21 protein-coding genes are annotated in these 18,908 nt (G+C 29.8%); 9 read left to right on the top strand and 12 right to left on the bottom strand.

Going from position 1 to position 18,908, the window contains the following annotated elements; all coding sequences use genetic code 11:
* Positions 1 to 2 precede the first annotated feature (2 nt).
* A complete protein-coding gene (locus EG240_RS09895) occupies positions 3 to 551 on the bottom strand; it encodes a DUF4199 domain-containing protein (protein WP_125019239.1) in 549 nt (182 codons plus the stop codon).
* 228 nt (positions 552 to 779) lie between these two features.
* Between EG240_RS09895 and EG240_RS09890 the strand changes: the two genes are divergently transcribed.
* From EG240_RS09890 to EG240_RS09880, 3 genes are all read left to right on the top strand, one after another.
* Positions 780 to 1,031, top strand: a complete 252-nt coding sequence (locus EG240_RS09890) for a type B 50S ribosomal protein L31 (RefSeq protein WP_125019238.1) — start codon at positions 780 to 782, stop codon at positions 1,029 to 1,031.
* Positions 1,032 to 1,135: 104 nt separating this feature from the next.
* Entirely contained in the window at positions 1,136 to 2,308 is a 1,173-nt protein-coding gene (locus EG240_RS09885) for a GlmU family protein (protein WP_125019237.1), read from the top strand.
* Between the two features lie 159 nt (positions 2,309 to 2,467).
* Positions 2,468 to 3,355: a hypothetical protein gene (locus EG240_RS09880; protein ID WP_125019236.1), complete on the top strand. Its 888-nt coding sequence runs from the start codon at positions 2,468 to 2,470 to the stop codon at positions 3,353 to 3,355.
* Between the two features lie 60 nt (positions 3,356 to 3,415).
* Here the strand turns inward: EG240_RS09880 and EG240_RS09875 are convergent, their stop codons facing one another.
* Genes EG240_RS09875 through EG240_RS09865 form a run of 3 tightly spaced genes read right to left on the bottom strand, consistent with a single transcriptional unit; the run spans position 3,416 to position 8,008 of the window.
* The gene (locus tag EG240_RS09875; protein ID WP_125019235.1) at positions 3,416 to 5,689 is read right to left on the bottom strand and encodes a T9SS type B sorting domain-containing protein; all 2,274 of its coding nucleotides are present in this window, start codon (positions 5,687 to 5,689) and stop codon (positions 3,416 to 3,418) included.
* Positions 5,690 to 5,711: 22 nt separating this feature from the next.
* Positions 5,712 to 7,529 carry a BamA/TamA family outer membrane protein gene (locus EG240_RS09870; protein WP_125019234.1) on the bottom strand — a complete coding sequence of 606 codons (1,818 nt, stop codon included), beginning with the start codon at positions 7,527 to 7,529 and terminating at the stop codon, positions 5,712 to 5,714.
* Positions 7,530 to 7,564: 35 nt separating this feature from the next.
* A complete protein-coding gene (locus EG240_RS09865; RefSeq protein ID WP_125019233.1) occupies positions 7,565 to 8,008 on the bottom strand; it encodes a DUF4268 domain-containing protein in 444 nt (147 codons plus the stop codon).
* Positions 8,009 to 8,077: 69 nt separating this feature from the next.
* On the opposite strand from EG240_RS09865, the gene EG240_RS09860 reads away from it, so the two are divergent.
* The 4 genes from EG240_RS09860 (at position 8,078) to EG240_RS09845 (ending at position 10,773) form a co-directional block, all read left to right on the top strand.
* Positions 8,078 to 8,716, top strand: coding sequence for an NUDIX hydrolase (locus EG240_RS09860; RefSeq protein ID WP_125019232.1), 639 nt, complete (start codon positions 8,078 to 8,080; stop codon positions 8,714 to 8,716).
* Between the two features lie 41 nt (positions 8,717 to 8,757).
* Positions 8,758 to 9,567 carry a lysophospholipid acyltransferase family protein gene (locus EG240_RS09855; RefSeq protein ID WP_125019231.1) on the top strand — a complete coding sequence of 270 codons (810 nt, stop codon included), beginning with the start codon at positions 8,758 to 8,760 and terminating at the stop codon, positions 9,565 to 9,567.
* Between the two features lie 158 nt (positions 9,568 to 9,725).
* Complete coding sequence (locus tag EG240_RS09850; RefSeq protein ID WP_125019230.1) at positions 9,726 to 10,313, top strand: hypothetical protein; 588 nt, start codon at positions 9,726 to 9,728, stop codon at positions 10,311 to 10,313.
* Positions 10,314 to 10,356: 43 nt separating this feature from the next.
* Positions 10,357 to 10,773 carry a hypothetical protein gene (locus tag EG240_RS09845; protein WP_125019229.1) on the top strand — a complete coding sequence of 139 codons (417 nt, stop codon included), beginning with the start codon at positions 10,357 to 10,359 and terminating at the stop codon, positions 10,771 to 10,773.
* A gap of 61 nt (positions 10,774 to 10,834) precedes the next feature.
* Here EG240_RS09845 and EG240_RS09840 read toward each other — a convergent pair whose 3' ends face one another.
* From EG240_RS09840 to EG240_RS09815, 6 genes are read right to left on the bottom strand one after another with little or no spacing between them, the layout of a single operon-like run.
* Entirely contained in the window at positions 10,835 to 11,272 is a 438-nt protein-coding gene (locus EG240_RS09840) for a hypothetical protein (protein WP_125019228.1), read from the bottom strand.
* Between the two features lie 51 nt (positions 11,273 to 11,323).
* Entirely contained in the window at positions 11,324 to 12,076 is a 753-nt protein-coding gene (tpiA, locus tag EG240_RS09835) for a triose-phosphate isomerase (protein ID WP_125019227.1), read from the bottom strand.
* 3 nt (positions 12,077 to 12,079) lie between these two features.
* Positions 12,080 to 12,700, bottom strand: coding sequence for a TlpA family protein disulfide reductase (locus tag EG240_RS09830; protein WP_125019226.1), 621 nt, complete (start codon positions 12,698 to 12,700; stop codon positions 12,080 to 12,082).
* Position 12,701: 1 nt separating this feature from the next.
* On the bottom strand, positions 12,702 to 13,778 hold the full coding sequence (locus EG240_RS09825; RefSeq protein WP_125019225.1) for an ABC transporter permease: 1,077 nt from the start codon (positions 13,776 to 13,778) through the stop codon (positions 12,702 to 12,704).
* A 1-nt stretch (position 13,779) separates the two neighbouring features.
* A complete protein-coding gene (locus EG240_RS09820) occupies positions 13,780 to 14,883 on the bottom strand; it encodes a BT_3928 family protein (RefSeq protein ID WP_125019224.1) in 1,104 nt (367 codons plus the stop codon).
* Positions 14,884 to 14,902: 19 nt separating this feature from the next.
* The gene (locus EG240_RS09815) at positions 14,903 to 15,451 is read right to left on the bottom strand and encodes a DUF1599 domain-containing protein (RefSeq protein ID WP_125019223.1); all 549 of its coding nucleotides are present in this window, start codon (positions 15,449 to 15,451) and stop codon (positions 14,903 to 14,905) included.
* Between the two features lie 105 nt (positions 15,452 to 15,556).
* Between EG240_RS09815 and folP the strand changes: the two genes are divergently transcribed.
* Positions 15,557 to 16,387, top strand: a complete 831-nt coding sequence (gene folP, locus EG240_RS09810) for a dihydropteroate synthase (RefSeq protein ID WP_125019222.1) — start codon at positions 15,557 to 15,559, stop codon at positions 16,385 to 16,387.
* Positions 16,374 to 16,877 carry a hypothetical protein gene (locus tag EG240_RS09805; RefSeq protein ID WP_125019221.1) on the top strand — a complete coding sequence of 168 codons (504 nt, stop codon included), beginning with the start codon at positions 16,374 to 16,376 and terminating at the stop codon, positions 16,875 to 16,877. Before folP ends, EG240_RS09805 begins: the two co-directional genes overlap by 14 nt.
* Here the strand turns inward: EG240_RS09805 and rlmH are convergent.
* Both rlmH and EG240_RS09795 read right to left on the bottom strand, forming a co-directional pair.
* On the bottom strand, positions 16,871 to 17,344 hold the full coding sequence (gene rlmH, locus EG240_RS09800) for a 23S rRNA (pseudouridine(1915)-N(3))-methyltransferase RlmH (RefSeq protein WP_125019220.1): 474 nt from the start codon (positions 17,342 to 17,344) through the stop codon (positions 16,871 to 16,873). The two genes, EG240_RS09805 and rlmH, sit on opposite strands and share 7 nt — an antisense overlap.
* Positions 17,345 to 17,383: 39 nt before the next feature.
* Positions 17,384 to 17,722: a tRNA-binding protein gene (locus EG240_RS09795; protein WP_125019219.1), complete on the bottom strand. Its 339-nt coding sequence runs from the start codon at positions 17,720 to 17,722 to the stop codon at positions 17,384 to 17,386.
* Between the last annotated feature and the right edge of the window lie 1,186 nt (positions 17,723 to 18,908).

Here is an 18,908-nt window from a genome sequence, read left to right as displayed (position 1 = left end):
GATTATTGTTTCGGTTCAACTGGAGCTATGAATTCTGAACGATTTCTGAAAATCAAAGCAATTAGAATTCCAGCAACAGAAAGCATCGCAATTCGAATTACAGCAGATGAAATCAAACCTCCAAAAGCTAATGGATTTGTTTTTTGAACTTCTGCAATTGAAGCAGCAATTTCTTCTTGAGTTCCGTTAGATTTCATAATTTGTTCCACATACATATTTCGAAGTGTTTCTTTTAATAATTCACCAGTTTCAGGGGCAATAACACTGTAAATTAAGAATTGAACAATTGTAGAAATAAAAATTCCAATTGAAATCGTTAAAATATATGGAGTAAAAGCTTGTTTAAAAGTAATGAAACCGCCAATCTTAAATTTAGCTAATGCTGTTGAGATTAATCCAAAAATAATAATTACAAAAAGTAAAATAAATCCGTTTGCTGTCGAAGCCATGATGTTATAATCATAAAAATAGATTCCAACGTTAATGATTGAAAGGATTAAGGCTAAAAGTAATCCGAATTTAATACCAATATTTTTAATTGTTTGATTCATGTTTTTGATAAATATATAAGATTACAAATATAGTAAATTGTAAGGAATTGAAATGTTATAATTAGATGGAAAAAAAGCAGTTTAAATGTTTGGAAATTCATATTTATTTGTAAATTTGCAATCTGAAATAGAACAAAAATAATTTATAACAAAAAGGTAACGGTTATTTACACCTTTAGAAATAAAGCTTCAAACTAACTTTTGCCCATTTAACAAACAAGATTTATCATGAAAAAAGGTATTCACCCAGAAAATTACAGATTAGTAGCGTTTAAAGATATGTCTAATGAAGACGTATTCATCACGAAATCAACAGTTGAAACTAAAGAAACTATTGAAGTTGATGGAGTTGTTTACCCAGTATTCAAAATGGAGATTTCTAGAACTTCTCACCCATTCTATACAGGTAAATCTAAACTTATCGATACTGCAGGACGTATTGATAAATTCAAAACTAAATACGCTAAATTCAGTAAATAATTTTCTGAATATTTCATACAAAAGCCATTCTTATTTAGAGTGGCTTTTTTTATTTTTCTATATTTTAGTAAAGCTATTTTTGTACATTTGAAAAAAATAACGAAATGAATTATATTTTATACGACGGTGCTGTTAGAAATAACCTTTTACCGTTTACTTTTACACGTCCGGTTGCTGATATTCGTATCGGAATTTTGACAATTCGTGAAAAGTGGGAAAAGTTTTTAGGAGCAACAACAACTACAATTACAGAAGAATATCTTTCTGAAAAATATCCAATGGTTGAGTTAGAAGAAAATGTGATGATAAATGCTTCTTTCTTACCAAATCCTGAATTAGTTGAATTAATAGAAAATCTTCAAGAAAATCAAGCCGTAATTTATGGAGATGAAATGGTTGCTTTTTTTACAACCAATTCTCAAGATGAAGTTGATTTTGATTCGTATGATTTGATTGAATTTGAAGGAGATATTTTGACTGTTGAACATACTTGGGATATTTTCCAAAAAAATGACGCAGCAATTCGTGCCGATTTTGATTTGTTGACTGAAGATCGTGAATCAGAACCAATTCCTGCAACTGTAAATGTTTTAGGAGCCGAAAATATTTTTATTGAAGAAGGAGCAGTTTTAAATTTCTGTACGTTAAACGCAAGCACTGGACCAATTTATATCGGAAGAAATGCTGAAATTATGGAAGGTTCTGTAATTCGTGGACCTTTTGCTTTGTGTGAAGAAGCTCAAGTTAAATTAGCTACTAAAATTTATGGCGCAACAACTGTTGGTCCACATTGTAGAGTAGGAGGAGAAGTTAATAATTCTGTGATGTTTGCATATTCTAATAAAGGACATGATGGATTTTTAGGAAATGCAGTTTTAGGAGAATGGTGTAATATTGGTGCTGATTCTAATAATTCAAACCTTAAAAATAATTACGAAAGTGTGAAACTTTGGAATTACGAAACCGAACGTTTTGAAAATACAGGTTTACAATTTTGTGGTTTGATGATGGGAGATCACGCAAAATGTGGAATCAATACCATGTTCAATACTGGAACTGTTGTTGGAGTTTCTGCAAATGTTTTTGGCGCAGGTTTTCCACGTAATTACATACCTAATTTTACTTGGGGTGGAGCGCAAGGAACTCAGGCTTATTTACCTAAAAAAGCTTTTGAAACTGCAAAAATTGTAATGTCTCGTCGTCATGTTGACTTTGATGAAATGGAACAAGCGATTCTTCAGCATGTTTTTGATGAAACAAAAGAATGGCAAAAATAATTAAATTATAATAATTCCCTAAGAGCATTTGTTTTTAGGGATTTTTTTGTTTAATAATATTTTAATTTGTTTTTATTTGGTATTTTGTTGTGTATTAATTAAAGTTTTAACTTAAAATAGTTATTTTTGTTTTAATATTTATAATTAATTACAATCACTATGAAAAAAATCTTATTAAGTTCATTATTTGCAATAACAATGTTAGTTTCTTGCGATAAGAAAAATGAAACAGGAACTACAACTAATGATTCTGGCGCAACTCCAAAGGAAACAGTTGCTAAACCAACGCCACCTAAAGCAGAAGGTACCGTTCGCGTTTTGTTTGTTGGAAATAGTCATACAGAATTTTTTGTGAGTTACCCAAAAATGTTAGAAGCTTTATGCAAAGAAAATGGTAAAAATGTAGAAGTTTTAACTTTAGTCGAAATGGGTGTTGGAATTGACGAAGTTTTATCAGCTAATAAATCCAAAGCTGACAAAATGTTTGCTCAAACAGATACTGACGGTAATTATATTGATTACGTAATCATGCAAGAAGCTACTCGTGTATCAGTTCAAGAAGATGGAAAATTTTCTTCGAATACTAAAATGCTTCATGATTTGATAGTAAAGAATAGTCCGGGTGTTGCAACTTATGTTTATCAATTAATGACTCCTCTTGATATTGAAACTTCTGATTTCAAAACATATCAGCCTCAAATTGTTGAAATAGTTAAAGAAGTTGCGAAATCTTTGCCAAATGCAGGAGTTGTTAATTTTGCAGACGTTTTGACTTCTGCTTATGAAGGTAAAGAAGGTTATGTGTCTAAAAAAGATGGAGCTGATTTATTACGTTTTTCAGATTCATCGAAACATGCTTTGAATGATGCAGTTTTTTTAAATTCAATTGTTTTATATCAATATTTATTTGGAGAAACGCCTAAAATTCCTCAGCAATTACCGTTGTCAACTGGAACAAGTGATTCTGATGAAATTAAATTGATGGATGTTAGTAAAGGAGTTTCTAATCCAGAAGCTTTACTTAAAATTGCTACTTCGTTTAAATAATTTACAATAATGTAATATCAACGAAATACCCCTTGAAGTTTAATCTTCAAGGGGTATTTTTTATCTGATTAAAGAGAAATGTCCTCTTAATTCTTTTCCGTTTGAATAGTTGACTAAAAACCAATAATCACTAGGTGGCATCAGTTTTCCGTTAAATGTTCCATCCCATGAAAATTGTGATCTCATTCGATAAAGTAATTTTCCATATCTATCAAAAATGGAAATGATTGCATTCGGATCCATTCTTGTTAGGTTAGGAATTCTCCAAGTATCGTTATATCCATCTGCGTTTGGAGTTATAAATCTTGGGTAATCTAAAATATAAACACTCAAAACTTTTTCTCCACATCCATTCAAATCTCTAATATAAACTGTAAAAGTTCCAACTCCTAATCCAGTGAAAATATTTGATAATTGATAATTAACTCCGTCTAAAGAATATTCAAAAATACCTTCATCATTTACAATTACAGTAATTGAATTGTTAGATTCATTAAAATCTGTTGTGATGATTTGAACATCTGTTGGTCCGTTTGAAATATTTACATTAAAATTTTGAGTAATCTCACAACCATCAATAGAAAAATACGTAACCGTATAAAGTCCGGCTGTAGAAACTTGAATACTTTGAGTCGTTTCTCCTGTATTCCAAACGTAATTGTTATTTTGTGAAGCTGCAGTTAATGTAATAGTTTCACCTTGACAAATTGAAAGTTCTTGTTGTTGAACACTTTCGGTATTAACAACATTCAAAAATATTTTTAAGATTGCAACACAAGTACCATTAATAGAAACTTTTGCATAGATTTCTTGTTGATTAGCAATTGTATTTGTAAAATTATTCGGAAGTGTATTTTCATCATTATTTGCGTCCTGAACCGTTAGAAAGAAATCAATATCATGATTTTGGGTGAAATTATTTTCAGTTCTAATTATTTGTGCAATTTCAGTAAGATTAAAACTCGTAAAACCATCTGATGAATTTGCATCTGTATCACATTTAGTTTGTGTGATTGGTGTAATGTTTTCGGAATTAATCAATAAATTTATTGTTCCAACATTTTCACAACCACTTTCAGAAATAATTCTAGCGTAAACCTGTGTTCCGTTTGTTGCGTTATATGGTATTGTAGAATTAATGATTCCAGACAAAACTCCGTTGTTATTATTTTGATAAAAACTAATTGAATCAACAGGATCATTTGTAATTAAATCCATTGCATCATTCAAATTAAATGCTGCCGTATTCTCATTTGCAACTCCGCAAACTTGAAGTGATACGGTTTCTTCGAAATCAAATAATTCATATTCTACGGTAATTTCACCTTCAGAAATACATCCGTTTTGTTGTGTGATTTTTACCTTATAAGTTCCAGTTTCAGTTACGGTATAAGTGGCTTGATTTTGATTTGTAATTAAATTACCATTTCTAAACCATTCATAAGTTGCATTAGCTGTTGTTGCATTTAAAGTTAACGTTTGATTAGCGCACAAAGCATTGTTATTTGCGATTAACTTATTTGCACCAAGGTCAATTTCTGCATTGAAACTATTTGCTCTTAAAAAAACAGCCGAATCATAAAGTGCGTTTCCTTGGTCGGCAATTACGATTTTGATTCGATATGTATTTCCAGGAATAACGGTTGTTTCAACTTGCATTGGAACCGTATTTCCATTATATGCAATTGGTGAATTGATGTCGTTATAACTTGCGAAATATTGAGCGTTAGAAGCAGGACAAAGTCCGCCTGTTCCACGAATTGTGCTTGAAGTTACTGGTGTGTTTGTTCCAGGAACCAAAGCAAGGTTTTGTGGTGTAGTTCCTGCAGTTACATTTGTTAGAATAAAGGCAAATCCATCTGTATAACTACATTGGTTTTGTGTTCCATTAATCAAATATTGTTCTGAAGCAAAGATATAATCAAATCGAATGGTATTCGCAGTCGGAATGAAATCGAAAATTAAACTTGAAGCATTGTAAGTATTGTTGATATTTACTGCATTTTGCAAATCCATATCACCAGACCAACTACTTGGACCATCACTCAGAATTGAAAAACTTGGTCCTGGTGCAGCAGATAACTTACCTGTTGTAAGTACAATTCCTTCCTCAAACGGAAAGTTAGATTGTGCTTTATTAAAATATCCCCAACTTTTCATTCCGTCAGAAAAAGTGTGACCGTTAAAGTTGACGTTTAAAATATTCGTACAAGTTCCGTTTATGAAACCATCAATAAGTTGTTGATTCGTAAACGTATTATTCACAGTGATTTGTTGCGCAAAAATGGGCTGCGAAAACAAAACTAAAAACAGTATTTTGTGGATTATCTTCATTGTGCAAAGATACTCATTTTTTTTATTGGAAAGGAACTGTTGTTGGACTACCAGAGTTAAAACGCATTAAATCAATGTTATCATTTCGTATGTTATTTGTTTTTATGATGTTTCTACCATTTCCTGGAATTGTTGGATAAAGTGCAATTGAGATTTGAATGTTTTGAAAAACAAGATAATCATTGTTTAATGAAATACCAAAAGCAATTTTTGAATACATATTATCTGAAACAAATTTGTTATCTTCATCTCCCAACCAACCAAATGAAGCTGACAAAAACGGACTAAATCTAAATCCCAGTAAGCTTCCTGGTGCATAAGATTGTGTTTGAAAACTTAGTAAAACTCGTTTTGTTCCAAATAAGTTATAGCTATAAAAACCATCTATTCCGTTATCTGCTCCGTTTAAATTGATTCGATCTTTTGTGTAATCTAATCGATTGTACCCAAAAACTAATTCAGGGTTAAAAAATTGTCTAAATTTCCAATTCTTGTATTCATAAATTCTCGAAAAAAACATTCCTTTTACACTAAGCACACTTTGTTCTGGCTTGTTTGCATTAAAAAATGTTCCCCATTCAACATTTATTCCAAGATAATTATCATTCACAAACTTACCTAAGGAAAATTCGGCACCTAAATAAGGTCTTAAAATTTGATTTTTCCATTGTAAACCTCCGGTTATTGAAAAGTTTTTACCATAATTGACATCTTCAATCAATCCGTAATTAAACAAATATTTGGTTTGCTTGTACTGTGACGAAGAGATTGCAACAGAACCTAAAACAAATTGTTGGTCTGAATAAACACCTTCTGGATCGTTGGTTGGAATAGGATTTTCTTTGTAATTAACTACATTGTATCTCAGTGTAGTAATTAAGTTTGTAATGTTTTTATCGTTAGTTTTTGAGATTCGAAAAGCTCTTCCAAACCAAACATCATAAATATTATATTTTATATTAGTGATTTGATTGTTGTTCGTAACATCAGGAATCGAATCTTTATAAAAAATTTTCGATAAGGTCGCTCCACCTGCATATTTTGTTAGAGGTGAATAAAAAGGACGCTGAATATAAACTGATTTTTGATGATTTTTCGCAAAATCAATATCATATAAACCTCCAACATTGATAAAGGTGTTTTTGATATTATTTACTTGATATTGCGCATTGAAAGCATGTTTGTTTTGGACGAAATTTGTTTTGTATTGCGTTGATAAATAATGACCAAAACCGCCAAAATTTCTAGAAACCAAACGAATTCTACCGCCAGAATTTGACAATGATCCGGTTGGATAAATACTCCATGAATCAAGAACTTTGATGTCGATATCTACTGAATCTGGACTGTTTGGAATCAGAACAGGTGTAATTTTAACTCTACGAATATATCGTTGTGTACGCATCAAACGTTCACTTTCTTTTATTTTTACTGAATCTAATTTTTGATCTGGTTTAAATAATAAAATATTTCGAATCGTAAATTTTTTAGTTTTTAAATGTGCTTTATTTCCAAGTTTTTCAAATCTTTTTTGAGCTATTTGGGTAGAATCATCAATTGAATTTCCAAAAGGATCCATGGTTTCTATGTCAATATTTCGAATAATTTTCCCTTCAAAAGAACTATAGTTTATTGATTCATTTTTTTTTATTTCCTTTTGATTTGATGGTTTTTGATTTGGTTTTTTATATAATAATTTTTCAATCGATTTTATAAATTTATTTTTTTTAGGTTTTTGATTGTTTTCAATCGGATTTTTTTTAGGTATAGTATCATTATTTTGTGCTTTTGTTTGAAGACACAAAATCAGAAATAATAATATGTAAAATTTTTTAAGCAATCCGTTTTTATATGAAAAAAGTAAATATATCTATTTTATGTATTTAATTCTAAATCTCGAATATAATCTTCATATTCATAGAAGAAAATCTCGAAAGCATTCATTTGGTCGTTGAAGAAATCGAAAATTCGTGGCCAGGTATTTTTATTATTACAACTTACTTTATCCAATTCAACCCAAATTCGGCTTATTAATTTTCCGTTTTCAAGATGTAAGTTTCTTTCAAAAATGGCATCAGCAACATGTTCTTCTAACAATAAGGTTCTAAGCGATTCAATTTTTTCATAATAAATTTTACGTTTTTCTTCATCCTTACATTCAATATCAAGCATAACCATTGCTTTTTTATTATCTACATAAAACTTAAACGCAAAATCTTTAATTTTTGTATCAAACAATAACCATTTTCGAGGATAAGCTTCTGCAAAATCAATCCAAAATTGTCTTTTAAGTTGTTGTACTTCTTCTTTACTGAACATTTTAATTTATTTTTAGATATAAATATATTTAAATTTTCTACTTTTATTTTCTATTAAAGAAAATGATTTATGTTATTCGATAAATTCTTAGAATTAATCCCAAAAATTGAAAAAGAACCTTTACTTTCTTCTGAAGCGCATATAAAAATGGCTCCTTTGGAACGATTAAAATATTATGAAAATTATGATTATTCAATTCATAATCCTAGAAAATCTGCGGTACTTTCGTTATTTTACCCCAAAGATACGCAAACCAATTTATTATTAATCGTTCGTTCTGAATATCCTGGAATTCATTCTGCACAAATTTCGTTTCCAGGTGGAAAAATGGAAATTTTTGATGCTTCATTACAAGAAACAGCATTACGAGAAACAGAAGAAGAAGTCGGAATTGCTAAAGATAAAATTCAAATCATAAAACCATTTTCTGAATTGTATATTCCGCCAAGTAATTTTTTAGTTTCACCTTTTATGGGAATCACGACAGAAGCTATTTTTCCGAAAATTGATTCGCGTGAAGTTTCTCATATTTTAGAATTACCAATTCAAGATTTGTTAGATAATCGTTTGATTTCTAACGTAAAATTATCAACTTCTTATGCAAAAAATATTGAAGTTCCTGCTTTCATAATTTCAAATCATATTGTTTGGGGAGCTACTGCAATGATATTAAGCGAAATTAAAGATATTATTAGTAAAGCTTTATAAGTAAGTTTTGTAACTTTGCATCTTGATTAATAATATATTTTATGGGATTATTGAAGAAAGATCCGTTCGGGCATGTACTTCTTTTTAAAAAATGGCTCATAAGAATCTTTGGTTTTATCACGCACAAGCGTTACAGAGGTTTTAACGATTTGAAAATTGAAGGTTCTGAAATTATCAAATCATTACCAGAAACAAATGTACTTTTTATATCAAATCATCAAACTTATTTTGCTGATGTGGTTTCGATGTTCCATGTATTTAACGCAAGTTTAAAAGGAAGAGTTGATAGCATCAAAAATGTTTTTTATATCTGGAATCCTAAATTAAATTTATATTTTGTTTCTGCTAAAGAGACAATGAAATCGGGTATTTTGCCTCGAATTATGAGTTATGCAGGTGCAATTACGGTTGAAAGAACTTGGCGTGAAAAAGGAAAAGATGTTGAAAATAAAAAAGCTGTAAACCCTAACGATACCGAAAATATTAAAATAGCATTAAAAGACGGTTGGGTGATTACGTTTCCGCAAGGAACTACAAAATCGTTTAAACCAGTTCGTAAAGGAACGGCTCATATTATTAAGGAACACAGACCAATTGTGGTTCCGATTGTAATTGATGGTTTCAGACGTTCGTTTGATAGAAAAGGAATTTGGTTAAAGAAAAAAGGAATTTTACAATCGATGGTTATCAAAGAACCCTTGGATATTGATTACGATAACGATTCGATTGAAGATATTGTAGAAAAAATTGAATTTGCAATCGAACAACATCAATCTTTTTTGAAAGTTGTTCCTACAGAAATCATTGAGAATGAAAAAGAATTGAATAAAAAACGACGTTTCAATTATTAAAATACAAATCGGCTTTTAGTCGATTTTTTTTATAAATAAAAATTATGTATTTTGTAATTATTATTGATTAATATAATCAAATGATTCCAATATTAAACGTATTTTATTCTTTATGAAAATTTTTCCAATTTAGAAAGTTTTATTTTACCCTGATTATTATGAAGTGTAATATTTTTTTCAATATTTTGATTCTTATATTTTACGCATCTTGTTCTAAAAGAATTGATTTGCTAGATAGTAATAATAACAGCTCAATACAAGTTGAGAAATTAGATGATAAGATAAAAATCGTATTTAAGGATTCGATTGAACGTGAAATTAATTTAATTAAGACTGAATTTGACGAATATATTTTAAAAGAAAATAAAGGTATTTTGATAACAACCAAGAGTCTTAGTTTAGATGATTCAGTGTTTATGACGAAAGAAACTTTTTACAAAAAATATGACGTTTATGATAACGAATTACGTCAGTCAGTTTATGTAAATAATTTTAATTATAAAATAGATGAGAACTTATATGTAAGTCAAATTTCGTTTTCGCCATCTCCGAAGTATTGTTTAAAAATTTACTACGATTCGACCTTTATGATTAAAAAAGTTTACTATAGATTTGGTGATAATATAATAAGTGCTAAATCAAAAGAGTTTCCGTATAGAAATGAAGAATATTCTAAATTTTTGAATCTTGTAAATAAGGATAGCATTTTAAATTTGAAAGATGATTTAGTCTTTGAAATTGAATGAGATTTTTTATGGTTTATGAATTAAATTATTAAAATGCAATCAATTGATTCCAATATTAAACGTATTTTATTCAGTTGGGGATTTTATTTTAAATTCAAACATTAATGATTATTTAGAAAAATTTTCTTTTGAAATCAATGATTTTAGTTCTGATTTACATGTACCCGGTGTTCATCATTCATTAGATTGTCCAGAAATTACATTATATGTTCATAACAATTTGATTGAATGTATTGGATGTTATAGTGAACTTTTATATAAAGGTTGCAATCTAATTGGTCTTACTATTAACGAGTTTATTTCGCAAATAGGCGAGAACTATTGTGGAGAGGTAGATTGTTTAAATTTTGAGGATGATGATATTCCTCAATATGTTTATGAATTTGAATCTATTGGTTTACAAGTTTGGGTACAAGGTTCAAATGGTAAAATTGTTTCTATAACTGTTTCTACTCATTAGATCAGATTGTGTGAAATACAACCTCAATATTTCTAAAGAGGCTGTTGTTTATTTTGTTAATTTACCAAGTTAGTGGAATATTCAATCCAAATGAAAAAGTAAATCCTTTAATAGGTTTTAAATCTTTTTTAACTTGGGTTTCAATTCCGTATCCAAAAGAAAAATCTACAATGGTCAAAACTGAAAATCCAACTTTTGGAGTAATCGTATAAGGTGAAACTTCTGCCTCAATCATCGGTAAAAGTAAGAAATCAGGTTTGGGATAATAGGTAAAACCTACTTCAGGTATTGCAACAAACTTGTCTCTAAAATAAGCCAAATTTGCAGTAGCGTCAATTTTATAAGTAAAGTTGTTTTGCGAATTATGTAAATAGAATCCACCAATTTTCGCCATATTTCCACTTTGTGTTTGATATGAAATTGTTGGGCCAAAAACATTAGTTTGAGCAAATGAAATCGAAGTAAAACATCCGAATAATATAATAAGATACTTTTTCATAACTGAAATTTTAATAAAAAAAGCTGTAATCAAATTTACAGCTTTTAAAAATTATATTGCATTTACAATCGCAGAAAAATCTTTTGCATTTAATGCAGCTCCACCAATCAAACCACCGTCAACATCTGGTTTAGAAAAAATCTCTTTAGCGTTTTCTGGTTTCACACTTCCTCCATAAAGTATCGAAGTATTATTTGCAACTGTTTGGTCGTATTGATGAGCAATTTGCTCACGAATAAACTGATGCATTTCTTGAGCTTGTTCTGGTGTTGCAGTTAATCCAGTTCCAATTGCCCAAACCGGTTCGTAAGCAATTACGATATTTTCCCAAGCTTGTTTTGGTAAGTGAAACAAAGCATCTTTTAATTGATAATAAACTACATTTTGGAATTGTTTACTTTCTCTATCTTTCAATTCTTCGCCAACACAAAAAATAACACGCATATTGTGTCTTAAAGCAGTATCGACTTTACTAGCTAACGTTCCGTCAGTTTCTTTGAAATATTGTCTTCTTTCAGAATGTCCTAAAATCACAATATCAACTCCGATACTTGTTAACATATCAGCAGAAATTTCACCTGTAAAAGCTCCACCTTCAGCTTGATGCATATTTTGTGCAGCAACTCCAATGTTTGTTCCTTCTAATTGTTGTGTAGCAATTAATAAGCTTGTAAATGGCGGTGCTACGATAATTTCTACTTCTTTATCGTTTGGTAAATCGTTCACTAATTCATTTAAGAAAGCTGAAGTTTCTTGTGCATTTTTATGCATTTTCCAGTTTCCTGCTACGATTGAATGTCTCATATTTTAATTGTCTTTTTTTTCTAATTTTTTTAAAGTAAAAAGGAATGTTTTATCATCTGCTGCGATTGATTTATAATCGGCAATTTTTCCTTCCTTATTGATGATGATATATCGTGGAATCCAATCTAAATCAATTGATTTTCCAAATTCACCACTCATTTTTTCATTTAAATAATAATGCGAACCTTTTAGATTGTATTTTTCAATTGCTGTTTTCCAAGCTTCTTCAGTTTTATCTAAAGATAAGAAAACATAAGCCGCATCTGGATATTGCTTTTGAACTTCTTCTATACTCGGAATTCCTTTGATACAATCTGGACACCAAGAAGCCCAAATATCAATTACAATCGTCTTTCCTTTATTTTCAGCAAGTATGTTTTTAAATGCGACTTTACTTCCTTGTAAATTCGTGAATTCTTTATTTAATGTAACCGTACTGAATTGGTCGTGAATTACAATTGTATCGTGCTTTATTTTTAAAGTATCTTTCAAATGATTAATTCCATTTGAAATTTTATTATCAATAGACTCAAGACCTTTTGTGATATTACTTTCTTCATTTTTTTTACAACCAACTAAGATAAGCGATAAAGCAGAAATAGCAATTAATATATTTTTTTTCATTTTAATTCAATTTTATTTTTGGGTCTAAATAGGCGTAAATCATATCAACTAAAATGGTAATTACAACAAAAGTTGTGGCGATAACCAACACAGAACCCATTATTATTGGTAAATCTAAATTATTTAAAGCATCAACGATTTCTTTACCAAGTCCATTCCATCCAAATATAAATTCAACAAAAACAGAACCAGCTAGCATCGAAGCAAACCAACCTGAAACAGCAGTTACAACTGGATTTAAAGCATTTTTCAAAGCGTGTTTATAAACAATTTTAAACATAGACAATCCCTTTGCTTTTGCTGTTCGAATGTAATCCTGATTTAAAACTTCTAACAAAGAATTTCGCATCAATTGAATAACCACACCTAGCGGACGAATTCCTAAAACTACAGCAGGTAAGATACTGTTTTTAAGTTGTAAATGAACGCCTTCTCCAAAATCATCGACTTCATATAAACTTCCGGTCATATTTAATCCGGTATATTCGTTAAGAACAAAACCGAATATCCAAGCAGCAAGAATCGCACAAAAGAACGAAGGTAAACTCATTCCGAAAGTACTAATGATTGCAATGGTTTTATCAAAAGCGGTATCTTTATATAAAGCAGATAAAATTCCTAAAAAAATTCCTAAGAAGATTGCAATTCCTACAGCAAAAAAAGCCAAGAAAATGGTGTTAGGTAAAGTTTCAGCAATAATATCAGTTACTTTTTTACCATTTTTTTGAAAGCTTTCTCTTAAATATGGAGCTTTTAAAACAACGTCAGAATTATTTAAACTTAGAAGTTTAATTCCATTGTATTTATTTTCGTCAAAGAACGTATAATTATCTGTGTTTTTTGAATGTAATGAAATGACAGATAAATCGTTTAAATAATTTAAATATTGTTGTGAAATAGGTAAATCAAAACCGTATTTCTTTTTGATTATGGCTAATTGTTCAGAGTTTTCATTTTGGTCTAACATCATTCGGGCTGGATCGCCAGGTAGAATATTAAACAAAAAGAAAACAACCGTAATAACGCCCCAAAGCGTTAAAATTCCGTAACCAAGTTTATTAAAAAAGTATCGTAACAAATTATTTTAATGAGATTTTAGATGCATCTTGCCAATGCAATTTTTGAACAATTGTTCCGTATTCTAAAACAACTAAACTTGGATTTGCACGTTCGATTGTTTTTAAAGTTGTTGCGTCACAAAAATAGAATTCGAAATTGAAATTATATTTTTTATTGAAATCTTCAATAGTTTCCTGATTAGAAGCTGTCATCGCAATCACTTGATAACCTTTTTCTTTAGCTTGAGTTGAAATATTATTTAATGCAGCCAATCCATCTTCAGAAGCTAAATTTAGATTATAACTAACAAACATCAATAACTTAGGTTCTTCTAATAATTGGTCCATAAAATTCTCACCATCTTTTTCAATCGAGAAATCGTGAATTGGTGGTTCATAACCTTTAACTAACAAAATTTCCTCACGTGAAATAAACTCAGCTCCTTCTGGTAAATTCACTAATTCATCCATTTTGAAATCGGTAGGAACTCCATTAACGTTATATTTAAAAATGATATCGTATTTAGATTCTGGTGCGCCTTCAGGAATTTCCATTCCTTTACGGATATTAGTTCCAACTTTATAAGCTCTGAAATCAATAACTGGTAAATGATTTAGAACGTGAAAACCTAAATAACCACATAAAGCCAAACTAATAAATGATAAACCATAATTAGCTCCGTTTGATTTAAAAATAGGTAAGATATATTTTTGACCAGCGAATAAAATCAAAATTAAAACCAATAGAACAACATCTTTTGAGAAAGACTGCCAAGGTGTTAGTTTTAATGCATCACCAAAACATCCACAATCTGTAACTTTATTGAAATAAGCCGAATAAAAAGTCAGGAAAGTAAAGAATAAAATCATCAAGAATAAACTCCATAAAGTGAATTTTTTCTTGAAACCAATCAATAATAAAACTCCAAGAACAACTTCTACAATTACAACAAATACAGCAATGCTTAATGCTAAAGGTTGTAAAAAGGGAACGTTGAAAACAGCTTCGGAGAAATATTCATCTAATTTAAACGAAAATCCAACTGGGTCATTCAATTTAATTAATCCAGAAATGATGAATAAAAATCCAACAAAAAAACGGGCGATTTGGGTGATAAATTTCATATACTTTTTTTATTTTTTATTAATTTGAATCTGCAAATCCCATTAAAATCAATGAGAAAACAGCGTAGTTAATCATATCTTGATAGTTTGCGTCAATACCTTCAGAAACCAAAGTTTTACCTTGATTATCTTCAATTTGTTTGACGCGTAAAAGTTTTTGTAAGATAATATCGGTGCAAGAACTCACACGCATTTCGCGCCAAGCTTCACCGTAATCGTGATTTTTATTAAACATCAAATTTTTTGTTTCTTCGATGTGTTTATCATAAAGAGCAATTGCTTCTTCGTTTGATAAATCAGGTTTTGAAGTAATTCCTTTTTCAATTTGAATCAATGCCATCACACAATAATTGATAATTCCAATAAATTCTGACGATTCATCTTCATCAACTTTTCTAACATCGTTTTCTTGTAAACTACGAATTCGTTGCGCTTTAATAAAAATTTGGTCAGTTAAAGAAGGTAATCTTAAAATGCGCCAAGCACATCCATAATCTTGTAATTTTTTCGTGTACAAATTTTTACAAATCGAAATGATGGTATTATATTGTTCTGAAGTATTGTTCATTATTAAAAATCTTATTTTTATCAAAAATAAGAATAAACTTCAGCTTTTAAAATATTATACTTCAGAAATTGATTATTTTTGTTATATATTATTTAAACTTGAGCAATGACAATAAATTGTAATGGAAAATTGATGGATTTTGAAGTTCCGAAAGTGATGGGAATTTTAAATTGTACACCAAATTCATTTTACGACGGAGGAAAATACAAAACCGAAACTGATTTTCTAAAGCAAACCGAAAAGATGTTGATTGACGGCGCTTCGATAATTGATTTAGGCGCATATTCTACACAACCAAACGCCGATTTTGTAACTGAAGAAGAAGAGTTAAATCGTATTTTGCCTATTGCTAGTTCAATAATCAAACATTTTCCTGAAGTTATTTTATCAATTGATTCGTTTCGTTCAGAAGTTGCCAAACAATGTATTGAAAATGGCGCAACAATTATTAACGATGTTTCGGCTGGATTTCTTGATGAAAAAATGTTTGAAGTGGTTGGGAAATATAAAGTTCCGTACATTATGATGCATATGAAAGGAACACCTCAAAATATGCAAAAGTTTACCGATTATGACGATGTGATGAAAGATATGATGTTTTATTTTTCAGAACGAATTGCAACCGCAAAATCGTTTGGAATTGTCGATATTATTCTCGATCCAGGTTTCGGATTTTCGAAAACATTAAATCAGAATTATGAAGTTTTAAATAAATTAGAATTACTAAACGAATTCAACTTGCCAGTACTTTCAGCGCTTTCAAGAAAATCAATGATTTATAAATTTTTAAACACAGAACCAACTGAAGTTCTTAATGGAACAACAGTTTTACATACGATTTCATTAATGAAAGGCGCCAAATTATTACGGGCTCACGATGTAAAAGAAGCTGTTGAATGTGTGAAATTAACCCAAAAAATATATGAAAATAATTAAGTTTTTACCTTTAACAATGATTTTGTTATTGGCTTCTTGCGGCAAAAATGAGATGAAAATTTCGAGAGCAGATAAAACAATCGTTCCCGAATTAATCAAACAATCTCCTATATATATCATAAAAGATGACGCTGGTTCTGCATCGATAAACGAAAACAATACAATCGGAAATACCGATTGGGTTTTTAGCGTTGAAAGTAATTTGCCAATCGGGGAAATCCTGCCAGATGTGCAACGATTAATCGCAAAAAAATATGCCGAAGGAATGCATTCAGATAATAAAAAAGTGTATTTTCTATATATCGATACGGTTGCCAATAAAACGGCTTATCTACCAATTGATGGTTTAGAATTTATTACTGAAAAACCAACGGATTCTCTTACGTTACGTTTTGATAAAAATATTTCTACAGAAAAATTTATTCAAGAAATGGTAAAAATTACAACGGCAGATACTTTACCTCAAAAAACAAAAGTTTTCATTTATTGATGATGATACGGTTCATTTTTAAGAATCGTAAAACCACGATAAATTTGTTCGATTATAAATAAACGCACCATTTGGTGCGAAAAAGTCATAGCGGAAAGAGAAATTTTTCCGTTTGCTTTTTTATAAACTTCTTCCGAAAATCCGTACGGACCGCCAATCACAAAAACCAAAGTTTTAATTCCAGCATTCATTTTCTTTTGCAATTCGTCAGCAAAACCAACACTCGAAAACGTTTTTCCGTTTTCATCAAGTAAAACCAAATGGTCAGTACTTCCGATTTTCGATAAAATCAGTTCGCCTTCTTTTTCTTTCTGTTGTTTTTCAGATAAGTTTTTTACATTCTTAATATCGGCAATGATTTCCAAATCAAATTTTACGTAAAACGACAAACGCTTGGTGTAATCATCAATTAAAGTTTGCAACGCTTTATTGTCTGTTTTTCCGATAGCAAGTAATTTTATGTTCATTCCGAATATTTTTTGGCAAAAATACAGTTTTAAAAACTTTTATCCAATTCTAAAACCATTCGTAACTTTGCGCTCAGGTTCAATTAAAACCACTTCTTTTTCAGTTCCAACAATACCTAAGACCAAACATTGGCTCATAAAATTTGCAATTTGCTTTTCAGGAAAATTGACCACAGCCATAATTTGTTTTCCAATCAAATCTTCACATTCATAAAGATGTGTAATCTGAGCAGAAGATTTTAAAATTCCTAGTTCACCGAAATCAATCCAAAGTTGATACGACGGATTTTTTGCTTTTTCAAAAGGTTTAGCTTCAAGAATAGTTCCAACTCGAATGTCAATTTTTTCGAAATCGCTCCAAGATATTTGTGTTTTCATTCTTTAAAATTAAAAAAAAATGACTAATTAATATCTTTATAGAAATTTATTTTTTGGGCGTTCCCTCGCTCATTATATATATGAGTAAAATTTTATGTAATAGAAACCGCTCGGTCGGGCTTTCCGCTAAATCTTTTTTTAATATTTTCTATTGTTATTCTGAATTTAATGAGAGGAGAAACTTATCAATAACTCGATTCCTTACTAATGGGTTTTTAACCCGAATTTCTATTTGAGAATTTGATAAGAAAGAGTTGAGTCTTAATCAGCATATGAGATTATATAGCTCTGAACTCGTTATAGTGTACTCAAACTCTTTTCTCTTCTTTTTATACTACAATTTAAGATTTTCAAATCTAAAGGAACTTGTTTCAGAATCTCATTCCTTGAGTCATATAATGTGTTCTAAAAATAAAAAAAAGGATATCGCTTCAATCCCTAACGCAAGAAGAGTCTTAAAGTCTTAAAGTTTGAAAGTTTAAAGTCATAAAGTCATAAAGTTAACCTGTGAGGTTTTCAAACCTTGTAGGTTTATTTTTTTATCTTTTATTCCGACGATAAAATGAATCCTTCACTAACTCCAACGGAGTTTCAAACTCTGTTGGACTCTTTATTTTCTTTATACGTTAACCTGCGAGGTTTTCCAAACCTTGTAGGTTTATATCTAACAAAGTTTACATAGATTAAGAAGTATTCAACATCTTCATTATTTCATTTTTTAATCATTAAATTTTAAATTTTGAAATTTCATCCGTGCATCTGTGGATAAAAGTTAAAGGTCAAAGTTAACCTGCAAGGTTTTCAAAACCCTGTAGTTTTTTTTTCTGTTATTCCGACGATAGGATGAATTCTTCACTAACTCCAACAGAGTTTCAAACTCTTTTGGAGTTTTTATTTTCCTTTATAGGTTAACCTACAAGGTTTGTATCTAAGAGAGTTTATATGGATAAGAAGTTTTCAATATCTTTATTATTTCATTTTCAAATCCTCGAATCAGCAAATTTACAAATTTTCAATCCTTAAATCTTTTAGCATCAGCTTACTAAAAAATAATCAAAAATTAACTTCAAAAAAGCTTGTTTGGCACAAGAATAAGGCGGTATATTTGCACCGTTGAAAAACAGAAGTTCATACAAATCAAGAAAAAACAAATTTAAATTTTAACAAAAATAAATTTGGAAGATAA

Origin of the sequence: Paenimyroides tangerinum, assembly GCF_003865405.1 — a bacterium.
Taxonomy (GTDB): domain Bacteria; phylum Bacteroidota; class Bacteroidia; order Flavobacteriales; family Flavobacteriaceae; genus Flavobacterium; species Flavobacterium tangerinum.
The sequence above is the reverse complement of the archived record's forward strand: the minus strand, read 5'-3'. Positions and strand labels throughout refer to the sequence as shown.